The organism is Streptomyces sp. NPDC046985 (genome assembly GCF_040644415.1).
Classification (GTDB): domain Bacteria; phylum Actinomycetota; class Actinomycetes; order Streptomycetales; family Streptomycetaceae; genus Streptomyces.
In genome coordinates this window covers 217752-233635 of record NZ_JBEYWK010000009.1, presented here as the reverse complement: position 1 = coordinate 233635, position 15884 = coordinate 217752, and the positions used below count along the sequence as shown (strand labels likewise).

Sequence of the window (15884 nt, the reverse complement as noted above, 5' to 3'; positions counted from 1 at the left end):
CCGCGCAGGGAACGGGGCTGGCTCCGGGGCAGCGTACAAGGGGCTGCGAGGGGATACCGAGCGCTCCCCGGGCGTCCGTTAGCGTAGTGCTTCCACGGCGGCTAAGGAGATAAGGGTACGTTGAGCAATTCTGCCGACTCTCCGCAGACCGGCCCCAGGCCGTCCCGCGTGCGCCGCCTCCGGCCCGCGCGGCTGCTCACCGCGGCCGTCTTCGCGCTCGCCGGGCTGATGTTCCTCACCAGTTTCAACACGGCCAAGGGCACCGACATCCGCACGGACTCCTCCCTGCTGAAGCTGTCCGACCTGATCCAGGAGCGCAGCCGCAAGAACAAGGAGCTGGACGAGTCCGACGCCGCCCTGCGCGGCAGCGTGGAGGGGCTGGCCCGGCGCGACGACGGCAGCGGCACGGCCCAGGGCGAGAAGCTCAGCGGGCTGGAGAAGAGCGCGGGCACCCGGAAGGTCACCGGCAGGGCGGTCACCGTCACCCTGAACGACGCCCCGCCCAACGCCACCGCCAAGCTCCCCGGCTACCCCGAGCCGCAGCCCGACTACCTGGTCATCCACCAGCAGGACCTCCAGGCCGTCGTCAACGCGCTGTGGCACGGCGGCGCCCAGGGGATCAAGGTCATGGACCAGCGGCTGATCTCCACCAGCGCGGTGCGCTGCGTGGGCAACACCCTGATCCTCCAGGGCCGCGTCTACTCCCCGCCGTACAAGATCACGGCGGTCGGCGACCCCGACCGGCTCCAGAAGGCGCTGGCCGACTCTCCGGCGATCCAGAACTACATGGTCTACGTCAACGTCTACGGACTGGGCTGGAAGGTCACCGACGACGGGACGTCGACCCTCCCCGGCTACTCGGGCGCCGTCGACCTGCACTACGCCCAGCCCGCCCCCTAGGCGTATCGCCCCGCTCACCAGTGCGACGACCCCTCCCCCCGCGCATCCGGACGGAAGGGATCTTCAGGGTCGCGTATCGGATCGGCCAAGAGCGCCGCAAGTCCGCGCCCGCGCACGCCGGGACCGCCGATCCTGGGCGGGTCGCATCCGGGCGCGCGGCCGCCGCGCGAGCCGGGGAACCGGGGGCGCCGCGCCGTTAGTCTGGTGGCGTACGGCGCGACCGCGGCGCCGTGGGAGACGGGAAGGGACGGCATGTACGGCTGGATCTGGCGGCATCTGCCGGGAAACGCGTGGGTGAGGGCGCTGATCTCACTGCTGCTGGCGCTGGCCGCGGTGTACGTCCTGTTCCAGTACGTCTTCCCCTGGGCCGAACCGCTGCTCCCCTTCAACGATGTGACGGTGAACAACAGTTGAGTGCCCGGATTCTCGTCGTCGACAACTACGACAGCTTCGTCTTCAACCTGGTCCAGTACCTGGGCCAGTTGGGCGCCGAGTGCGAGGTGCTGCGCAACGACGAGGTGTCGACGGCGCACGCCCAGGACGGCTTCGACGGCGTGCTGCTCTCGCCCGGCCCCGGCACGCCGGAGCAGGCCGGGATCTGCGTGGACATGGTCCGGCACTGCGCCGCGACCGGCGTCCCCGTCTTCGGGGTGTGCCTGGGGATGCAGTCCATGCAGGTGGCGTACGGCGGCGTCGTCGACCGGGCGCCCGAGCTGCTGCACGGCAAGACCTCGCCGGTGGAGCACACGGGCCGGGGCGTCTTCGCCGGGCTGCCCTCCCCCTTCGTCGCCACGCGCTACCACTCCCTGGCCGCCGAGCCGGCGACCGTCCCGGCCGAGCTGGAGGTCACCGCCCGCACCCGCGACGGCGTCATCATGGGGCTGCGGCACCGCGAACTGCCGGTGGAGGGCGTCCAGTTCCACCCGGAGTCGGTGCTCACCGAGCACGGGCACCGGATGCTGGCCAACTGGCTCGCGGAGTGCGGCGACCAGGACGCCGTGGCGAGGTCTGCGGGGCTCGCCCCGGTGGTGGGCAGGGCCACGGCGTGACCGCGCTGCGCCCCGGGCGCGACCCCGGCGCCGACGGGCGCCGCCCGCAGGCCCAGGGCGCGCCCGAGGACGCCTACGCCCCCGCGCCCGAGGACGCCTACGCTCCGGCGTCCGGAGACGCCTACGCCGCCGCGCCCGCAGACGCGTACGCCGCGGCGCCGTACGACGCCCGTGAGGGGGCGCGGTACGCACCCCTCGGCGACGACGCGACCATGGCGCTGCGGCTCCCCGCACCGCGGCCGTCCTCCGCGGCCCCAGGAGCCTCTTCCGGCACTGCGACGACCGGAGACGCGCCGGAAGGCCGCGCGGCCCGCAGAAAGGCCGCCAGGGGCCGTCACGGCCGTCACGGCGGCGCCCGCCCGGCGCCCGGGACGGAACAGGACGCGCGGGAGACGCGAGACGCGCGGGACTCGCGAGACGCGGGTGAGGCGCCGTCCGCCCCCCTCTCCCGGATGGAGGCGCGGCGGCTGGCCCGCGCCCGCAGGCCGGGGCCGCTCGTGATCGCGAGCCGGACCGTCGGCGAACTGTTCATCACCACCGGTCTGGTGATGCTGCTGTTCGTCACCTACCAGCTCTGGTGGACCAACGTGCGGGCGCACCAGCAGGCGGGCAGCGAGGCGCACCAGTTGCAGGACGACTGGGCGAGCGGCAAGCGCAGCCCGGGGGTGTTCGAGCCGGGGCAGGGCTTCGCCATCCTGCACATCCCGAAGCTGGACGTGGTGGCGCCGATCGCCGAGGGCACCAGCAAGTCCGCCGTGCTGGACAAGGGCATGGTCGGGCACTACGGCCGGGGCGATCTCAACACGGCGATGCCGGACGCGAAGACCGGCAACTTCGGGCTCGCGGGCCACCGCAACACGCACGGTGAGCCGTTCCGGTACATCAACCGGCTCACCCCGGGCGACCCGATCGTCGTGGAGACCCAGGACACGTACTACGTCTACAAGACGACGTCGACGCTGCCGGTGACGTCGCCGGCAAACACCGCCGTCCTGGACCCGGTCCCGAAGGGGTCGGGCTTCACCGCGCCCGGCCGGTACATCACGCTCACCACCTGCACACCGGAGTTCACCAGCCGATACCGGCTGATCGTCTGGGGCAGGATGGTCGAGGAACGGCCGCGCAGCAAGGGCAAGCCGGATGCGCTCGTCAGTTAGAAGGCGGATGGACAGTGGCAGCGACCACGGACGACACGGCAGGGCACACCGTCGGCGGCCCGGACGGCGGCCCCGCGCCGCGTCCGCGCCGCCGGGGCAGGACGCGGCTGGCCTTCGCCGTCAGCGTCCTCGGTGAACTCCTCATCACGGGCGGCCTGGTACTCGGCCTGTTCGTCGTGTACTCCCTGTGGTGGACCAACGTGATAGCGGACCGCACGGCCGACCGGCAGGGCGACCGGGTCCGCGCGCACTGGGCCCACGCGGCGCCTCGCGGCCCCGGCGCGCTGGACACCAAGGACGGCATCGGCTTCCTGCACGTGCCGTCCATGGAGAACGGCGAGGTCCTGGTCAGGAAGGGCACCTCGGTCGACGTCCTCAACGACGGCGTGGCCGGCTACTACCAGGACCCGGTGAAGGCCGCGCTGCCGACGACCGGCAAGGACGGCAACTTCGCCCTCGCCGCGCACCGCGACGGCCACGGCGCGAAGTTCCACAACATCGACAAGGTGCGCGAGGGCGACCCGATCGTCTTCGAGACCCGGGACGAGTGGTACGTCTACAAGGTCTACGACATCCTCCCGGAGACCTCGAAGTTCGACGTCAAGGTCCTCGCGCAGGTGCCGAGGCAGTCGGGCGTGACCAAGCCCGGCCACTACATCACCCTCACCACCTGCACGCCGGTCTACACCAGCCGCTACCGGTACGTGGTGTGGGGGGAACTGGTCCGCGTCGACAAGGTCGACGCCCGGCGCACCCCGCCGAGGGAACTGCGGTGAGCGCGGCCGGCCGTCCGGGCCGGTGACGCGCCGCGGCCCCGGCCGCCCTCGCGAGGAGGGCGCCGGGGCCGCGGGGCGATTCGCCGCGAGGAGCGGCCGGTTAGCCGAAGATGCCTCCGCCGCCGTTGCCGCCGCCCCCGTTGCCATTGCCTCCGTTGCCGCCCGGGTTGCCGCCGAAGGTGGTCAGCGTGATCGCCGTGCCGCCCGGGTTGTCGACCGGCTGGTTGGGCTGCGGGTCCTGGTTGACGACGATCGCGTTGTCGTCCTGGCTGCCGTTGATCGCGATCTGGGTGAAGCCGGCCTGCGCGAGGATCTGCTTGGCCTCCGCCAGCCGCTTGCCGCGCACGCCGGGCACCGGCGTCTTCTGCGGCGTCGGCGGCTGCACCTGCTTGCCGACCTGGATCGTCACCTTGGAGCCCTTGTCGACCTGCTGACCGGGGCCGGGGACGGTCTGGAGCACCTTGCCCGCCTGGTTCGGGTCGCTGTTGTCGACGTCGGTGCACTCGCCGACCAGGTTGTTGGCCTGCATCTGCTGCTTGGCGCTGTTGCAGTCCGCGCCGGTGACCTGGGGCACGGTGGCCTTCTCGGCCGCCTTGGCGACGACGAGGGTGATCGTGGAGCCCTTCTGGACCTCCTTGCCGTTCACCGGGCTCTGCTCCAGGACCGTGTTCGGGTCCTCGGTCGACTCCCGGTACCGCGGCTCGACCTTGAACTGGTAGTCGTCGCCCTGGAGCTTGGCCTTGGCGTCGTCCAGGCTGAGCCCGAGCACGCTGGGCACGGCCACCTTCGGCGCCCCGGTGGAGAGCACCAGGTTGACGACGGTCCCCTTCTTGACGCTGCCGCCCTTGGCGGGGTCCTGGGAGCAGACCTTGCCCTTGGGCTCGTTCTCGCAGGTCTTCTCGGTGAAGGTCAGCTTCAGGCCGACGTTGTCCGCCTGGGACCGCGCGTCCACCCGGGTCTGGTCGACGAAGTCGGGCACGCTCACCGCGCTGTCGCCCGGCCCGCCGCCGCCCGCGACGACGTACCTGCCGATCAGGATGGCGCCGATCAGGACCAGGACGCCGGCGACGACCAGGAGGATCGTCGAGGCGTGGGACTTCTTCTGCGGGCGGCGCCGGTCCGGGCGGTCGTCGTAGCCGTAGCCGCCGTCGTCCGGGTTCATGGGCGGCAGCATGGTGGTGGCGCCGCCTGCTCCGGAGTCGGAGCGCAGCGCCGTGGTCGCGTGGTCGTCGCCGTACGCGCCGTAGCTGGCCGCGCCCAGGGCGGCGGTGGCCGCCACCGGCTGGCCGTCGAGGCAGGCCTCGATGTCGGCGCGCATCTCGTCGGCGGACTGGTAGCGGTAGTCGGGGTCCTTGACCAGCGCGCGCAGCACGATCGCGTCCATCTCGGGCGTGATCTCGGGGTCGAAGACGCTCGGCGACTGCGGCTCCTCGCGCACGTGCTGGTAGGCGACCGCCACCGGGGAGTCGCCGACGAACGGCGGCCGGACGGTCAGCAGCTCGTACAGCAGGCAGCCGGCGGAGTAGAGGTCGGAGCGGGCGTCCACCTGCTCGCCCTTGGCCTGCTCCGGGGAGAGGTACTGGGCGGTGCCGATGACGGCGGCCGTCTGGGTCATGGTCATGCCGGAGTCGCCCATGGCGCGGGCGATGCCGAAGTCCATCACCTTGACCTGGCCGTTGCGCGTCAGCATGACGTTGGCCGGCTTGATGTCGCGGTGCACGATGCCGTTGCGGTGGGCGTACTCCAGGCCCTGGAGGATGCCGATGGTCATCTCCATCGCCCGCTCGGGCAGCAGCTTGCGCCCGCTGTGCAGCAGCTCGCGCAGCGTGGACCCGTCGACGTACTCCATGACGATGTACGGGATCGAGACCCCGTCGATGTAGTCCTCGCCCGTGTCGTAGACCGCGACGATCGCGGGATGGTTGAGCGAGGCGGCCGACTGGGCCTCCCGGCGGAACCGGGCCTGGAAGGAAGGGTCCCGCGCCAGGTCGGCGCGGAGCGTCTTCACCGCCACGGTGCGGCCCAGGCGGGTGTCATGCGCGAGGTACACCTCTGCCATGCCACCACGGCCGAGCACATGACCCAGCTCGTACCGGCCGCCGAGGCGACGCGGCTCATCCATAGTTCCCTACCAGCCCTCTCCGTCGGTCCCGGCCCGCACGGGTGCGTGCGGCCGGAGGCTGCCGTCCGGGCCTACCGTACCCGGCTCGTTCTGTGCGACCTGGCCAAGCCCGTCACCCGATGCAGGACCGGTAGCGCAACGTGCACCGATGTGAAGGGGACGTGACAGGGGTCACTTCTTGGAGTTGATGACCGCCTCCATCACGCTCTTCGCGATCGGAGCGGCGAGGCCGCCGCCGGAGATGTCGTCGCGGTTGGCGCTGTCGTCCTCGACCACCGTGGCGACGGCGACCGGCGAGCTGCCGTCGCTGGTCTTGGCGTAGCAGATGAACCAGGCGTACGGCTTGCCGCTGTTGGCCACGCCGTGCTGGGCGGTGCCGGTCTTGCCGCCCACGGTGACGCCGTCGATCTGCGCGTTCTTGCCGGTGCCGTCCTTGACGACCGTCTCCATCATCGACTGAAGGATCTGGGCGTTCTTCGAGGACAGCGGCTGGCTCAGCTCCTCGGGCTGGGTCTGCTCCAGGGTGTCCAGGTTCGGCGACTGGAGCTTGTCGACCATGTAGGGCTTCATCAGCTTGCCGTCGTTGGCGACCGCGGAGGCGATCATGGCCATCTGGAGCGGGGTCGCGGCGGTGTTGTACTGGCCGATCGAGGACTGGGCGGTCTCCGACGGGTTCATGTGGTCGGAGAAGACCGAGGCGTTCGAGCGGACCGGGGTGAACTGCTCCTGGGTGAAGCCGAACTGCTTGGCCTCGGCGAGCATCTTGTCGTTGCCGAGGTCCGCGCCGATCTTGCCGAAGACCGAGTTGCACGAGACGCGCAGCGCCTCCCGCATCGTGGCGTTCTCACAGGGCAGGTCGCCCTCGTTCTTCAACGGGGTCGTCGTGCCCGGCATGATCCACGGCAGCGGCGACTTGGTGGGGTCGTCGGCCGAGGTGTACAGCCCGTTCTGCAGCGCGGCCGCGGCGGTGACCACCTTGAAGGTGGAGCCGGGCGGGTAGGTCTCGCGCAGCGCCCGGTTCAGCATCGGGTCGCTGGAGTCGCTCTTCTTCTGGAGCTTGTTCCACGCGCCGGCGTCGGCGTCGCTGGTCCCGGCGAACGACGACGGGTCGTAGGACGGGTAGGAGGCGAGGGCCAGGATCTTGCCGGTGGACGGCTCCAGGGCGACGACGGCGCCCTTGCCGTGCCCCTGGAGGCCGTCGTACGCCGCCTTCTGCGCGGCCGCGTTGAGCGTGGTCACCACGTTGCCGCCCTGCTTGGGCTTGCCGGTGACCATGTCCAGGGTGTTGCGGAAGAACAGCCGGTCGTCGTTGCCGGTGAGGATGCCGTCCTCGATCTTCTCCAGGAAGTTGCTGTCGAACGCCTGGGAGGAGTAGCCGGTGACGGGCGCCCACATGGGGCCGTTCTGGTAGGTGCGCTTGTAGAGGAAGTCGCCGTTCTTGGCCTCGACGGAGCCGGTGATGGGGGAGCCGTCGACGATGATGTCGCCGCGCGGGGCGGCGTAGCGCTCGATGGCCACACGGCGGTTGTCCGTGTCGGAGCGCAGCTTGTCGGCCTGGGCGTACTGAAGCCAGTTGTCGCGGATCAGCAGGGTGAGGACGAGGAGTCCGCAGAAGATCGCGATGCGGCGCAGGGGCTTGTTCACGTCCGGCCTTTCCACAAGCGAACAGGTGCGCCTGTTGCTTCAGTCTGTCGGTGTCGCTGGTCTGGGGCGCTCGTCCTCGGCCGCCCACAGTCTAGGGGGTGGGGCTGTGCGCCCGGCGGGGACGGCCGGGGCGGCTCTTCGGTAGACGCGGGGCGCGCGCGGCGGGTTCCCGGGGCGGTCTCCCGGGCGGTGCGCCGGACGCGGACGGCTCCCGGCCCCGGTGTGCGCCGGGGGCCGGAAGCCGGGGGTGTGCGAGGTATCACGCCTCGGGGGCGCCGGCGCCGCCGGGACGCACCACCTGGGTCATCTCCGCGTCCGGGTTGCCGGCCGGGGCGGGCGCCGGGCGGCGCGCGGTGTCGCTGATCCGGATCAGGATGCCGATCAGCGCCCAGTTGGCGATGACGGAGGAACCGCCGTAGGCCAGGAACGGCATGGTCATGCCGGTGAGCGGGATGAGACCCATCACACCGCCGGCGACGACGAACACCTGGAGGGCGAAGGCGCCGGACAGGCCGACGGCGAGCAGCTTGCCGAACGGGTCGCGGGCGGCCAGCGCGGTGCGCACGCCGCGTTCCACGATCAGGCCGTAGATCAGCAGGATCGCCATGATCCCGGCCAGGCCCAGCTCCTCGCCGAAGGTGGCGAGGATGAAGTCGGAGTTGGCGGCGAACCGGATCAGCTCGGAGTGGCCCTGGCCGAGGCCGGTGCCGAGGGTGCCGCCCGATCCGAACGCCCACAGCGCCTGCATCGCCTGCTCGGAGTGAATGACGCCGTCGTGGGTGCCGGCGCGGCTGAGCAGGTACTCGTGCATCGGGTTCAGCCACGCCTGCACGCGGGTCTGGATGTGCGGCTCGAAGCTGGCCACGCCGACGGCGCCGACCGCGGACATCAGCAGGCCGAAGACGATCCAGCTCGTCCGCTCGGTGGCCACGTACAGCATGATCACGAACATGCCGAAGAAGAGCAGCGAGGTGCCGAGGTCGGTCTCGAAGACCAGGGTCAGGATCGAGATGGACCAGACGACCAGGATCGGGCCGAGGTCGCGGCCGCGGGGCAGGTAGAGGCCCATGAAGCGGCGGCTGGCCAGGGCCAGGGCGTCGCGCTTGACCATCAGGTAGCCGGCGAAGAACACCGCCAGCACGATCTTGGCGAACTCACCGGGCTGGATGGTGAAGCTGCCGACCTGGATCCAGATCTTCGCGCCGTACACGTCGGCGCCCAGGCCCGGCACCAGCGGGAGCAGCAGCAGGAACAGCGCGGCCACCATGGAGATGTAGGTGTAGCGCTGCAACGTGCGGTGGTCCTTGAGGAAGATCAGCACGACGACGAAGAGGGCGATGCCCATCGCCGTGTAGATCAGTTGGTTGGCCGCCTTGCCGCCGGCCACGTGAATGGACTGGAGCAGCTTGGACTGGTCCAGCCGCCAGATCACGACCAGGCCGAGCCCGTTGAGCAGCGTGGCCAGCGGCAGCAGCAGCGGGTCCGCGTACGGGGCGAACTTGCGCACGGCCAGGTGGGCGACGCCGGCCAGCAGGCCGAGTCCCAGGCCGTAGCCCAGCAGGCCGGTGGGGACCTGGTCGTTGATGGCCAGGCCCACGTTGGCGTAGGCGAACACCGGGATGGCGACGGCGAAGACCAGGAGGGCCAGCTCGGTGTTGCGCCGGCTCGGCGCGCCGATGGCGCCGATCGTGGACGTGTGGTGCGTCGACGTGTTGGTAGTACTGCTCATCGTGTGTCGGGGCCTCTCACGGCTTGCCTACTGCTTACCGCACTGCGAGACGACCTTCTGCTCTTCCTCCGAGAGAGTGGGGCCGGCGCTGGGCGTGGGCGCGGTCGCGGACTTCGAGGGGGACGGTGACGGAGACGACCCGGCCGCGCGGGCCGACGGGGTCTTCGCGCCCGAGGGGTGCGGTGCCGCCGCCGTGATGAACGCGGTGCGGGTGGCGGTCGTGGCGCCGCCGGCGGCGGTGGACGCTCCAGTCTTGGCGCCGCCGGGCTTGGCGCCGCCGGGCTTGGCGTCGTTCTGCGACCGGACGGTGCGGCGCTCGGCCTCCTTGCGGCACGCGGACGCCTGCACCGACAGGTCGCCGATCTTCTGGCGCGCTGCGGGCAGGCCGCCCTCGGCGATCGTGGCCTTGACCTGCTTCTGCTGGTAGGGCGGCAGGTACTTGAGTTCGATCTCGGGGTGGTCGGTCTGCACCTCGGACAGCTTCACCCAGGCGAGGTTCTGGCTGATGCCGCGGTAGAGCGCGACGTGCTCCTCGTTGGCGCCGACGAAGTACTGCGTCTGGGTCCAGCGGTAGCCGCCGTACAGGCCGCCGGCGATCACGGCGAGCGCCAGCACGGTGTACAGGGTCCCCTTGAACCACCTGCGGCCTTTGCGGTGCTTGACGAAGTCCTCGTCGCCGTAGGCGGACAGGCCGGCCGTCGGGACGAAGCCGGTGGTGTCGCCGGAGCCGGGCGGCCCGAACTCGCCGCCTCCGCCGCCCTGGCCGGGCACCTGGCGGCCCAGGCCGGAGGCGCGTCCGGCGGGGGTCTGCATGATGCCGTTGTCGTGCGGGTGGAGCTGGTTCTCGGCGACCGCGCCGACCACCACGGGGGTGTCGGAGAGCTGGGCGGAGAGCGTGTCGCCCGCGTCCAGGTCGAGGACGTCGGCGACGATCAGGGTGATGTTGTCCGGGCCGCCGCCGCGCAGCGCGAGCTGGATCAGCTCCTGCACGGTCTCCTGGGGGCCCTGGTAGCTGGCGAGGGTCTCCTCCATGGTCTGGTGGGAGACGACGCCCGACAGGCCGTCGGAGCAGATCAGGTAGCGGTCGCCGGCGCGGACCTCGCGGACGGACAGATCGGGTTCGACGTGCTCGCTGCTGCCGAGGGCCCGCATGAGCAGGGCGCGCTGCGGGTGGGTGGTCGCCTCCTCCTCGGTGATGCGGCCCTCGTCGACCAGGCGCTGCACCCAGGTGTGGTCCTGGGTGATCTGGGTCAGCACGCCGTCGCGCAGCAGGTAGGCGCGCGAGTCGCCGACGTGCACCAGGCCGAGCCGCTGGCCGGTCCACAGCAGGGCGGTGAGGGTGGTCCCCATGCCTTCGAGCTGCGGGTCCTCCTCGACCATGGCGCGCAACTGGTCGTTGGCGCGCTGCACGGCCGCGCCGAGCGAGGTGAGCAGGTCGGAGCCCGGCACGTCGTCGTCGAGGGCGACGATGGTGGAGATCACCTCGGAGGAGGCGACCTCGCCGGCGGCCTGGCCGCCCATGCCGTCGGCGATCGCGAGCAGGCGCGGCCCGGCGTAGCCGGAGTCCTCGTTGCCCTCGCGGATCATGCCTTTGTGCGATCCGGCGGCGAAGCGCAGTGACAGACTCATGCGCACCTCGCCCGTCGGCTCGGGATACAGCCGATCGTGTCGAGCCACACTGCCCACCCTCCGGTCGGGAGCGCGCCGGGGCCCCGGGTGCCGGCCGCCGCTGCGTGCTCGCTCCGCTCGCGCTCATTCATGACGTGGCACTACTTCCGCAGCTCGATGACAGTCTTGCCGATGCGGATCGGCGCGCCCAGCGGGATCGGTGTGGGAGTGTTCAGCCGGGCCCGGTCCAGGTACGTGCCGTTGGTGGATCCGAGGTCCTCGACGATCCACTGGCCGTCGCGGTCCGGGTAGATCCTGGCATGGCGGCTGGAGGCGTAGTCGTCGTCCAGCACGATCGTGGAGTCGTGCGCCCGGCCCAGGGTGATCGTCTGGCCCTGGAGCGCGACGGTCGTGCCGGTGAGGGTGCCCTCGGTCACGACGAGCTTGGTCGGCGCGTTGCGGCGCTGGCGGCCGCCGCCCTGCTGGCCGCGCTGCTGCGGCGGCGCGGTCTGGCGCGCGGCCTGTTGCGGACGGGCCGCCTCCCGGCGGGCCCCCCGCTGGGTGACGCGCGTACCGAACAGGTCGCTGCGGATGACCTGCACGGCCACGATCACGAACAGCCACAGTACGGCCAGGAATCCCAACCGCATGACCGTGAGGGTCAGCTCTGACATTGCCCCCGGTTCACCCTTCGGCTTGCCTATAGATAACGGTGGTGCTGCCCACGACGATCCGCGAGCCGTCGCGGAGCGTAGCGCGGGTGGTGTGCTGCCCGTCCACCACGATGCCGTTGGTGGAGCCGAGATCCTGGATCGTCGAGGGCGTTCCGGTCCGGATCTCGCAGTGCCGGCGGGAGACGCCGGGGTCGTCGATCCGCACGTCGGCCTCGGTGCTGCGGCCCATGACCAGCGTCGCGCGGGAGATCTGGTGGCGGGTGCCGTTGATCTCGATCCAGTGGCGGGTGCGTCCGCCGGTCTGCGCGGACTGCTGCGGCCGCTGGGAGGCGGGCTGCGGGTAGCCGTACCCGCCGGGGGCGCCGCCGGGCGGCGGCGCGGAGGGCATGGGGGGCGCCGCCGCGGGCGGGTAGCCGTACCCGCCCTGGGCGGCGGGGCGGCCGGGCCCGGCCTGCGGGGCCGGCGCGGGGCCCTGGGCGGCCTCCTGGCTGCTGGAGGAGGCGAGCGTGCGGCTGCGCACCCGGTACAGGCCGGTGTCCAGGTCGTCCGCCTTCTCCAGGTGGACCTTGATCGGTCCCATGAAGGTGTAGCGCTGCTGCTTGGCGTAGTCGCGCACCATGCCCGCCAGCTCGTCGCCGAGCTGTCCGGAGTAGGGGCTCAGGCGCTCGTAGTCGGGCGCGCTCAGCTCCACGATGAAGTCGTTGGGCACGACCGTGCGGTCGCGGTTCCAGATGGTGGCGTTGTTGTCGCACTCGCGTTGCAGAGCGCCCGCGATCTCCACGGGCTGGACCTCGGACTTGAAGACCTTGGCGAAGGTGCCGTTGACCAGACCTTCGAGACGCTGCTCGAACTTCTTCAGGACTCCCATGGGGCACCTCCTCCGTGGTGGCCGTCACTGCGGGACTCGCGGGCGTCGTGAGTCTCGCGGTCGTGCTGCTGCGTACTGCTTACCTGGTACTGCTTACTGATCGTATCCACGCGCCGGTGAATCGGCTGGTTCCCCCCGTCGGCTCCGCCGACGGGTGTCGGCGCGCTGCGTCCCGGCGCTCCCGTCCGAGCGGCTTCGGTCGTTCTCGTGACTTCTTCTGCCCAGGATCGTAGAGGGGGCCGCAGACCAGTGTCCCGCACCCGGCGCCGGTCCCGGGCCTGCTCTCAGGCAGACGGCCGGGACCGGTACGAGGTTGAGACGTGAACTGGCGGGGGCGGGAACGGCCGTGGGGGCCGTGGGACGGCGGAGAACCGGCGGGGCGGGGCGCGGGGGCGCGGGCGGGGCGAGGGGCGTACGGGGGGCGTATGGGGCCGTACGGGGGCCGTGTGGGCGGAGGCCGGGGGCGGGGCGGGGTGTGACGGCGGGCCGTGGCCGGGCGCGCCGGGGCCGTGTGCGGGCGTGACGGGAGACGTGTGCGGGCGTGCCGGGGGGCTGCGTCCGGGCGGGGTCCCGGCACGCCGGGACGCGCGCCGGCCTGCGGCATCCGGGGGATCAGAGGCGTCGCGGGCCCTGGGGGAAGAGATGTGAATCCGCCCCCTGCGACGTGCTAATGTTCTGCGTGTCGGAAGGCGACGGGCCCGAGAAAACGGGGGCCGAGACCGGAGGACGCACCCAATGCGCGGGTGGCGGAATAGGCAGACGCGCTGGATTCAGGTTCCAGTGCCCGAAAGGGCGTGGGGGTTCAACTCCCCCCTCGCGCACACCAGTTGAAAGCCCCGCAGATCTTCGGATCTGCGGGGCTTTCGCGTTGCCCGGGGAAGCGCTCGTGGCGGCGCCCAGGGGGATTCCGGGTGCTGGGTGCGGATCGGGCCGGCGGCCCCGGGCGCCGCGTGATGGCCGGGGCGCCGCGTGATGGGCCGTCACGACCGGTGCGGCTCGTCGTCCCGCCGGGCGGCCGGTGTCGGCGCGGCCGGGTGTGACGATGCTCTCAGACGTTCGGTGGGCTCGCTGCTCTCAGACTCCGGTGGGCTCGCTTCGCGCGGCGAGCCCCGCAGGGCGGTGGAACGTGGCTCTGCGGGGTTCTGTGACGCGCTGTCGCCGGTGGACGGGCGGAAAGTCACGGCGGCCTTCCGCCCGGGACGCCGGGTTACGCGGCGACGCGCTGCGCCACGTTCCTCGCCCTGGTGGCCGCGTCCTCCAGGGCCTTGTCCCGCGAGGCCTCGAAGAGCGGGATCAGCTCGGTCATCGCCGGGTTGTTCGGGGCCATGGTGAGCTCCGGGACGATGAAGTCGAGGTCCAGTCCGAGCATGTCGCCCAGGAGGGACCGCAGGTAGTTCTGCACGTACTCGAAGCCCTCGCGCGGGGTTCCCGGCCCGTAAGAGCCGCCGCGGCTCGCCACGACGGTCACGGGGATGCCCTTGATCTTCGAGTTCTCGGCCATGGTCGTGCGGCCTACCAGCACCACGTTGTCCAGCCACGCCTTGAGGGTCGAGGGGATGGAGAAGTTGTACATCGGGGCGCCGATGAGGATCGCGTCCGCGTTCTCCACCTCCTCGATGAGCTGCACGCGCGCGGCGAAGGCCTCGGCCTGCTCGGGGCTGTGGTCCCCCGGGGCGACGAACCCGGCGGTGTGGGCCTCGGCGGTGATGTGCGGCACGGGGTCGGCGGCGAGGTCGTGGTAGACGACCGTGCCATCGGGATGCTGCTCCAGCCAGGCCGTGCGGAACGCGTCCGTCACGGCACGCGAGGCGGAGGCGCCGTCCGGGAAGACGGACGAGTCGATGTGGAGAAGAGTGGCCATGGGAATCTCCTGGATAAGCGGGGGTGAACCGGTGCCCGGCGGCCCGAAGGGGCCGTAGGGCGGAGCCCAGGCGGGCTCCGGGTGTCGAGCCCGGTCGGCCAGGTGGGGCCGGGGCCGGGCAGGGCTTCGGAAACGGGTCCAGGGCGGGGCGGCGCATGGAGGACGACGCGACGCCCTGGAAGGCTTCTCATTCGTACTCAACTAGAGATAACACAGCTACTTACTTTTTTTAATCCCCTTCCGCGGACGCAGTACTCTGGAGGCATGCCAGAACCGGGAAGCCAGGACGCGGGGCCGTGCCAGAAGGTCGACGACGGCATGACCCGTGTCTTCATGCTGCTCGGAAAGCGCTGGACGGGTCTGGTCGTGGCGGCCCTCATGCGGCACCCCGTCCACTTCGCCGAGCTGCGCCGAGCGATCCCCGGAATCAGTGAGCGGATGCTCTCCGACCGGCTCACCGAACTCGCCGCGACCGGCCTGGTCGTGCGCGAGGTCGTCGAGGGACCTCCGTTGCGGGTCGCGTACCGCCTGACGGAGGCGGGAGCGGCACTGGAGCCCGCGCTCAAGGAGCTGAGCTCTTGGGCGGAGACCTACCTGCCGGAGAGCGGATCGTGTCCGGGGGCGCTGCGGAAGTAGCCGCGATGCTTTCCGGGGCCGCTGCGGGTTGTAAGCCGCGACGGCGTGCGCGATGCCTCCTGGGGCCGCTGCGGGTGTAGCCGCGACGGCGTGTGCGGTGCCTTCCGGGGGCGCTGCGGGTGTAGCCGCGACGGTGTGCGCGATGCCTCCCGGGGGCGCTGCGGGAGACGTCACGGGCCAGGGTCCGGGCTTCGGCGGGAGGGTGCGTCGAGGCGCGTGGAAGGCGGGCCAGGACGGCCTATGGCCGGTGGCGGCGGAGTTATCCACAGGGTCCGACGCGTTTTCGCGACCGGCTGTACGGTCGGCACGAGTCGGTGTTCGTGCGCGGGGGGAGGCGGTCGTGGTTCGTGCGCGGGGGAGGCGGTCGTGACGGCCGCGGGGTGAGTCCAGGCGTCAGCCGAAGCCGAGGGCCGGCGGGGTGGGCAGGCCGGAGCGCAGCTCGTCGGTGGGCTGGGCGCGGGCGTTGGCACACATCTGGCCTGTGCGGAGTGTGCGTGGGGGCGGGAGGACTCCGAGCCTGAGCAGGCGGCGGGCTGCCCGGTGACCAGGTCGGGGCGCGTGGACGCGGTGCAGGTTCGGGGCTCGTGAGAAGGGGGCTGGCGGCCGCCGCCAGCGTGTCTACGGCTTCGGATGCGGCTGCCCCACGGCGACCTGTTCCGTGTCGGCCCGAGGGGGCCAGGGGCCGGTGCTGGTCCCGCGCGGTCCGCTGTACGGTCGGGGCGCGTTGCTGACATGACGTGTACGTGACGGGGAGGGCGGTCGCGGTGACCGAGGTGACGGTGGAGCGGGGGGCCGGTACGGGAGTGGCCCCGGCGGGTGCGGCGGGTGCCCGAGGTGCGGCGGGTGCGGCGGATGCCCGA

The 15884-nt window shown here is 71.6% G+C and carries 13 protein-coding genes and 1 tRNA gene; 7 read left to right on the top strand and 7 right to left on the bottom strand.

The annotated features are described in order from the left end of the window. The first annotated feature begins 120 nt into the window (after window positions 1-120). From ABZ861_RS14605 to ABZ861_RS14585, 5 genes are all read left to right on the top strand, one after another. Window positions 121-900, top strand: a complete 780-nt coding sequence (locus ABZ861_RS14605) for a DUF881 domain-containing protein (protein WP_361629181.1) — start codon at window positions 121-123, stop codon at window positions 898-900. 204 nt (window positions 901-1104) lie between these two features. Beyond that, window positions 1105-1314 carry a hypothetical protein gene (locus ABZ861_RS14600; RefSeq protein WP_361629363.1) on the top strand — a complete coding sequence of 70 codons (210 nt, stop codon included), beginning with the start codon at window positions 1105-1107 and terminating at the stop codon, window positions 1312-1314. After that, on the top strand, window positions 1311-1949 hold the full coding sequence (locus tag ABZ861_RS14595; RefSeq protein WP_361629178.1) for an aminodeoxychorismate/anthranilate synthase component II: 639 nt from the start codon (window positions 1311-1313) through the stop codon (window positions 1947-1949). The genes ABZ861_RS14600 and ABZ861_RS14595 overlap by 4 nt, the downstream gene beginning before the upstream one ends. Continuing rightward, complete coding sequence (locus ABZ861_RS14590) at window positions 1880-3106, top strand: class E sortase (protein WP_361629175.1); 1227 nt, start codon at window positions 1880-1882, stop codon at window positions 3104-3106. The genes ABZ861_RS14595 and ABZ861_RS14590 overlap by 70 nt, the downstream gene beginning before the upstream one ends. A 14-nt stretch (window positions 3107-3120) precedes the next feature. Further along, window positions 3121-3882: a class E sortase gene (locus tag ABZ861_RS14585; RefSeq protein WP_361629172.1), complete on the top strand. Its 762-nt coding sequence runs from the start codon at window positions 3121-3123 to the stop codon at window positions 3880-3882. A gap of 100 nt (window positions 3883-3982) precedes the next feature. Here ABZ861_RS14585 and pknB read toward each other — a convergent pair whose 3' ends face one another. The 6 genes from pknB to ABZ861_RS14555 all read right to left on the bottom strand — a co-directional run bounded on the left by pknB (window position 3983) and on the right by ABZ861_RS14555 (window position 12527). Next, window positions 3983-6004, bottom strand: a complete 2022-nt coding sequence (gene pknB / locus ABZ861_RS14580) for a Stk1 family PASTA domain-containing Ser/Thr kinase (RefSeq protein ID WP_361629169.1) — start codon at window positions 6002-6004, stop codon at window positions 3983-3985. Window positions 6005-6175: 171 nt separating this feature from the next. Continuing rightward, window positions 6176-7648, bottom strand: coding sequence for a penicillin-binding protein 2 (locus ABZ861_RS14575; protein ID WP_361629166.1), 1473 nt, complete (start codon window positions 7646-7648; stop codon window positions 6176-6178). 259 nt (window positions 7649-7907) lie between these two features. Continuing rightward, window positions 7908-9377, bottom strand: a complete 1470-nt coding sequence (locus ABZ861_RS14570; protein WP_361629163.1) for an FtsW/RodA/SpoVE family cell cycle protein — start codon at window positions 9375-9377, stop codon at window positions 7908-7910. A gap of 27 nt (window positions 9378-9404) precedes the next feature. Then, window positions 9405-11006, bottom strand: a complete 1602-nt coding sequence (locus ABZ861_RS14565) for a Stp1/IreP family PP2C-type Ser/Thr phosphatase (RefSeq protein ID WP_361629160.1) — start codon at window positions 11004-11006, stop codon at window positions 9405-9407. Between the two features lie 140 nt (window positions 11007-11146). Beyond that, window positions 11147-11659: an FHA domain-containing protein gene (locus tag ABZ861_RS14560; RefSeq protein ID WP_361629157.1), complete on the bottom strand. Its 513-nt coding sequence runs from the start codon at window positions 11657-11659 to the stop codon at window positions 11147-11149. A 10-nt stretch (window positions 11660-11669) separates the two neighbouring features. Next, window positions 11670-12527, bottom strand: coding sequence for a DUF3662 and FHA domain-containing protein (locus tag ABZ861_RS14555; protein WP_361629154.1), 858 nt, complete (start codon window positions 12525-12527; stop codon window positions 11670-11672). A gap of 737 nt (window positions 12528-13264) precedes the next feature. On the opposite strand from ABZ861_RS14555, the gene ABZ861_RS14550 reads away from it, so the two are divergent. Further along, window positions 13265-13348, top strand: a tRNA-Leu gene (locus tag ABZ861_RS14550). Window positions 13349-13734: 386 nt separating this feature from the next. On the opposite strand, the gene ABZ861_RS14545 is transcribed toward ABZ861_RS14550, so the two are convergent. Continuing rightward, window positions 13735-14388 (bottom strand): NAD(P)H-dependent oxidoreductase, encoded by a 654-nt coding sequence (locus tag ABZ861_RS14545; RefSeq protein ID WP_361629151.1) that lies wholly within the window; start codon window positions 14386-14388, stop codon window positions 13735-13737. Window positions 14389-14652: 264 nt separating this feature from the next. Between ABZ861_RS14545 and ABZ861_RS14540 the strand changes: the two genes are divergently transcribed. Next, window positions 14653-15024 carry a helix-turn-helix domain-containing protein gene (locus tag ABZ861_RS14540; protein ID WP_361629148.1) on the top strand — a complete coding sequence of 124 codons (372 nt, stop codon included), beginning with the start codon at window positions 14653-14655 and terminating at the stop codon, window positions 15022-15024. The last annotated feature ends 860 nt before the right edge of the window (window positions 15025-15884 follow it).

What these genes read in the sequence shown, in the direction of transcription:
- pknB (WP_361629169.1), bottom strand. Translation starts at nt 6,004, where the DNA reads ATGGATGAGCCGCGTCGCCTCGGCGGCCGGTACGAGCTGGGTCATGTG.
- ABZ861_RS14570 (WP_361629163.1), bottom strand. Translation starts at nt 9,377, where the DNA reads ATGAGCAGTACTACCAACACGTCGACGCACCACACGTCCACGATCGGC.
- ABZ861_RS14565 (WP_361629160.1), bottom strand. Translation starts at nt 11,006, where the DNA reads ATGAGTCTGTCACTGCGCTTCGCCGCCGGATCGCACAAAGGCATGATC.
- ABZ861_RS14560 (WP_361629157.1), bottom strand. Translation starts at nt 11,659, where the DNA reads ATGTCAGAGCTGACCCTCACGGTCATGCGGTTGGGATTCCTGGCCGTA.
- ABZ861_RS14555 (WP_361629154.1), bottom strand. Translation starts at nt 12,527, where the DNA reads ATGGGAGTCCTGAAGAAGTTCGAGCAGCGTCTCGAAGGTCTGGTCAAC.
- ABZ861_RS14545 (WP_361629151.1), bottom strand. Translation starts at nt 14,388, where the DNA reads ATGGCCACTCTTCTCCACATCGACTCGTCCGTCTTCCCGGACGGCGCC.
- ABZ861_RS14540 (WP_361629148.1), top strand. Translation starts at nt 14,653, where the DNA reads ATGCCAGAACCGGGAAGCCAGGACGCGGGGCCGTGCCAGAAGGTCGAC.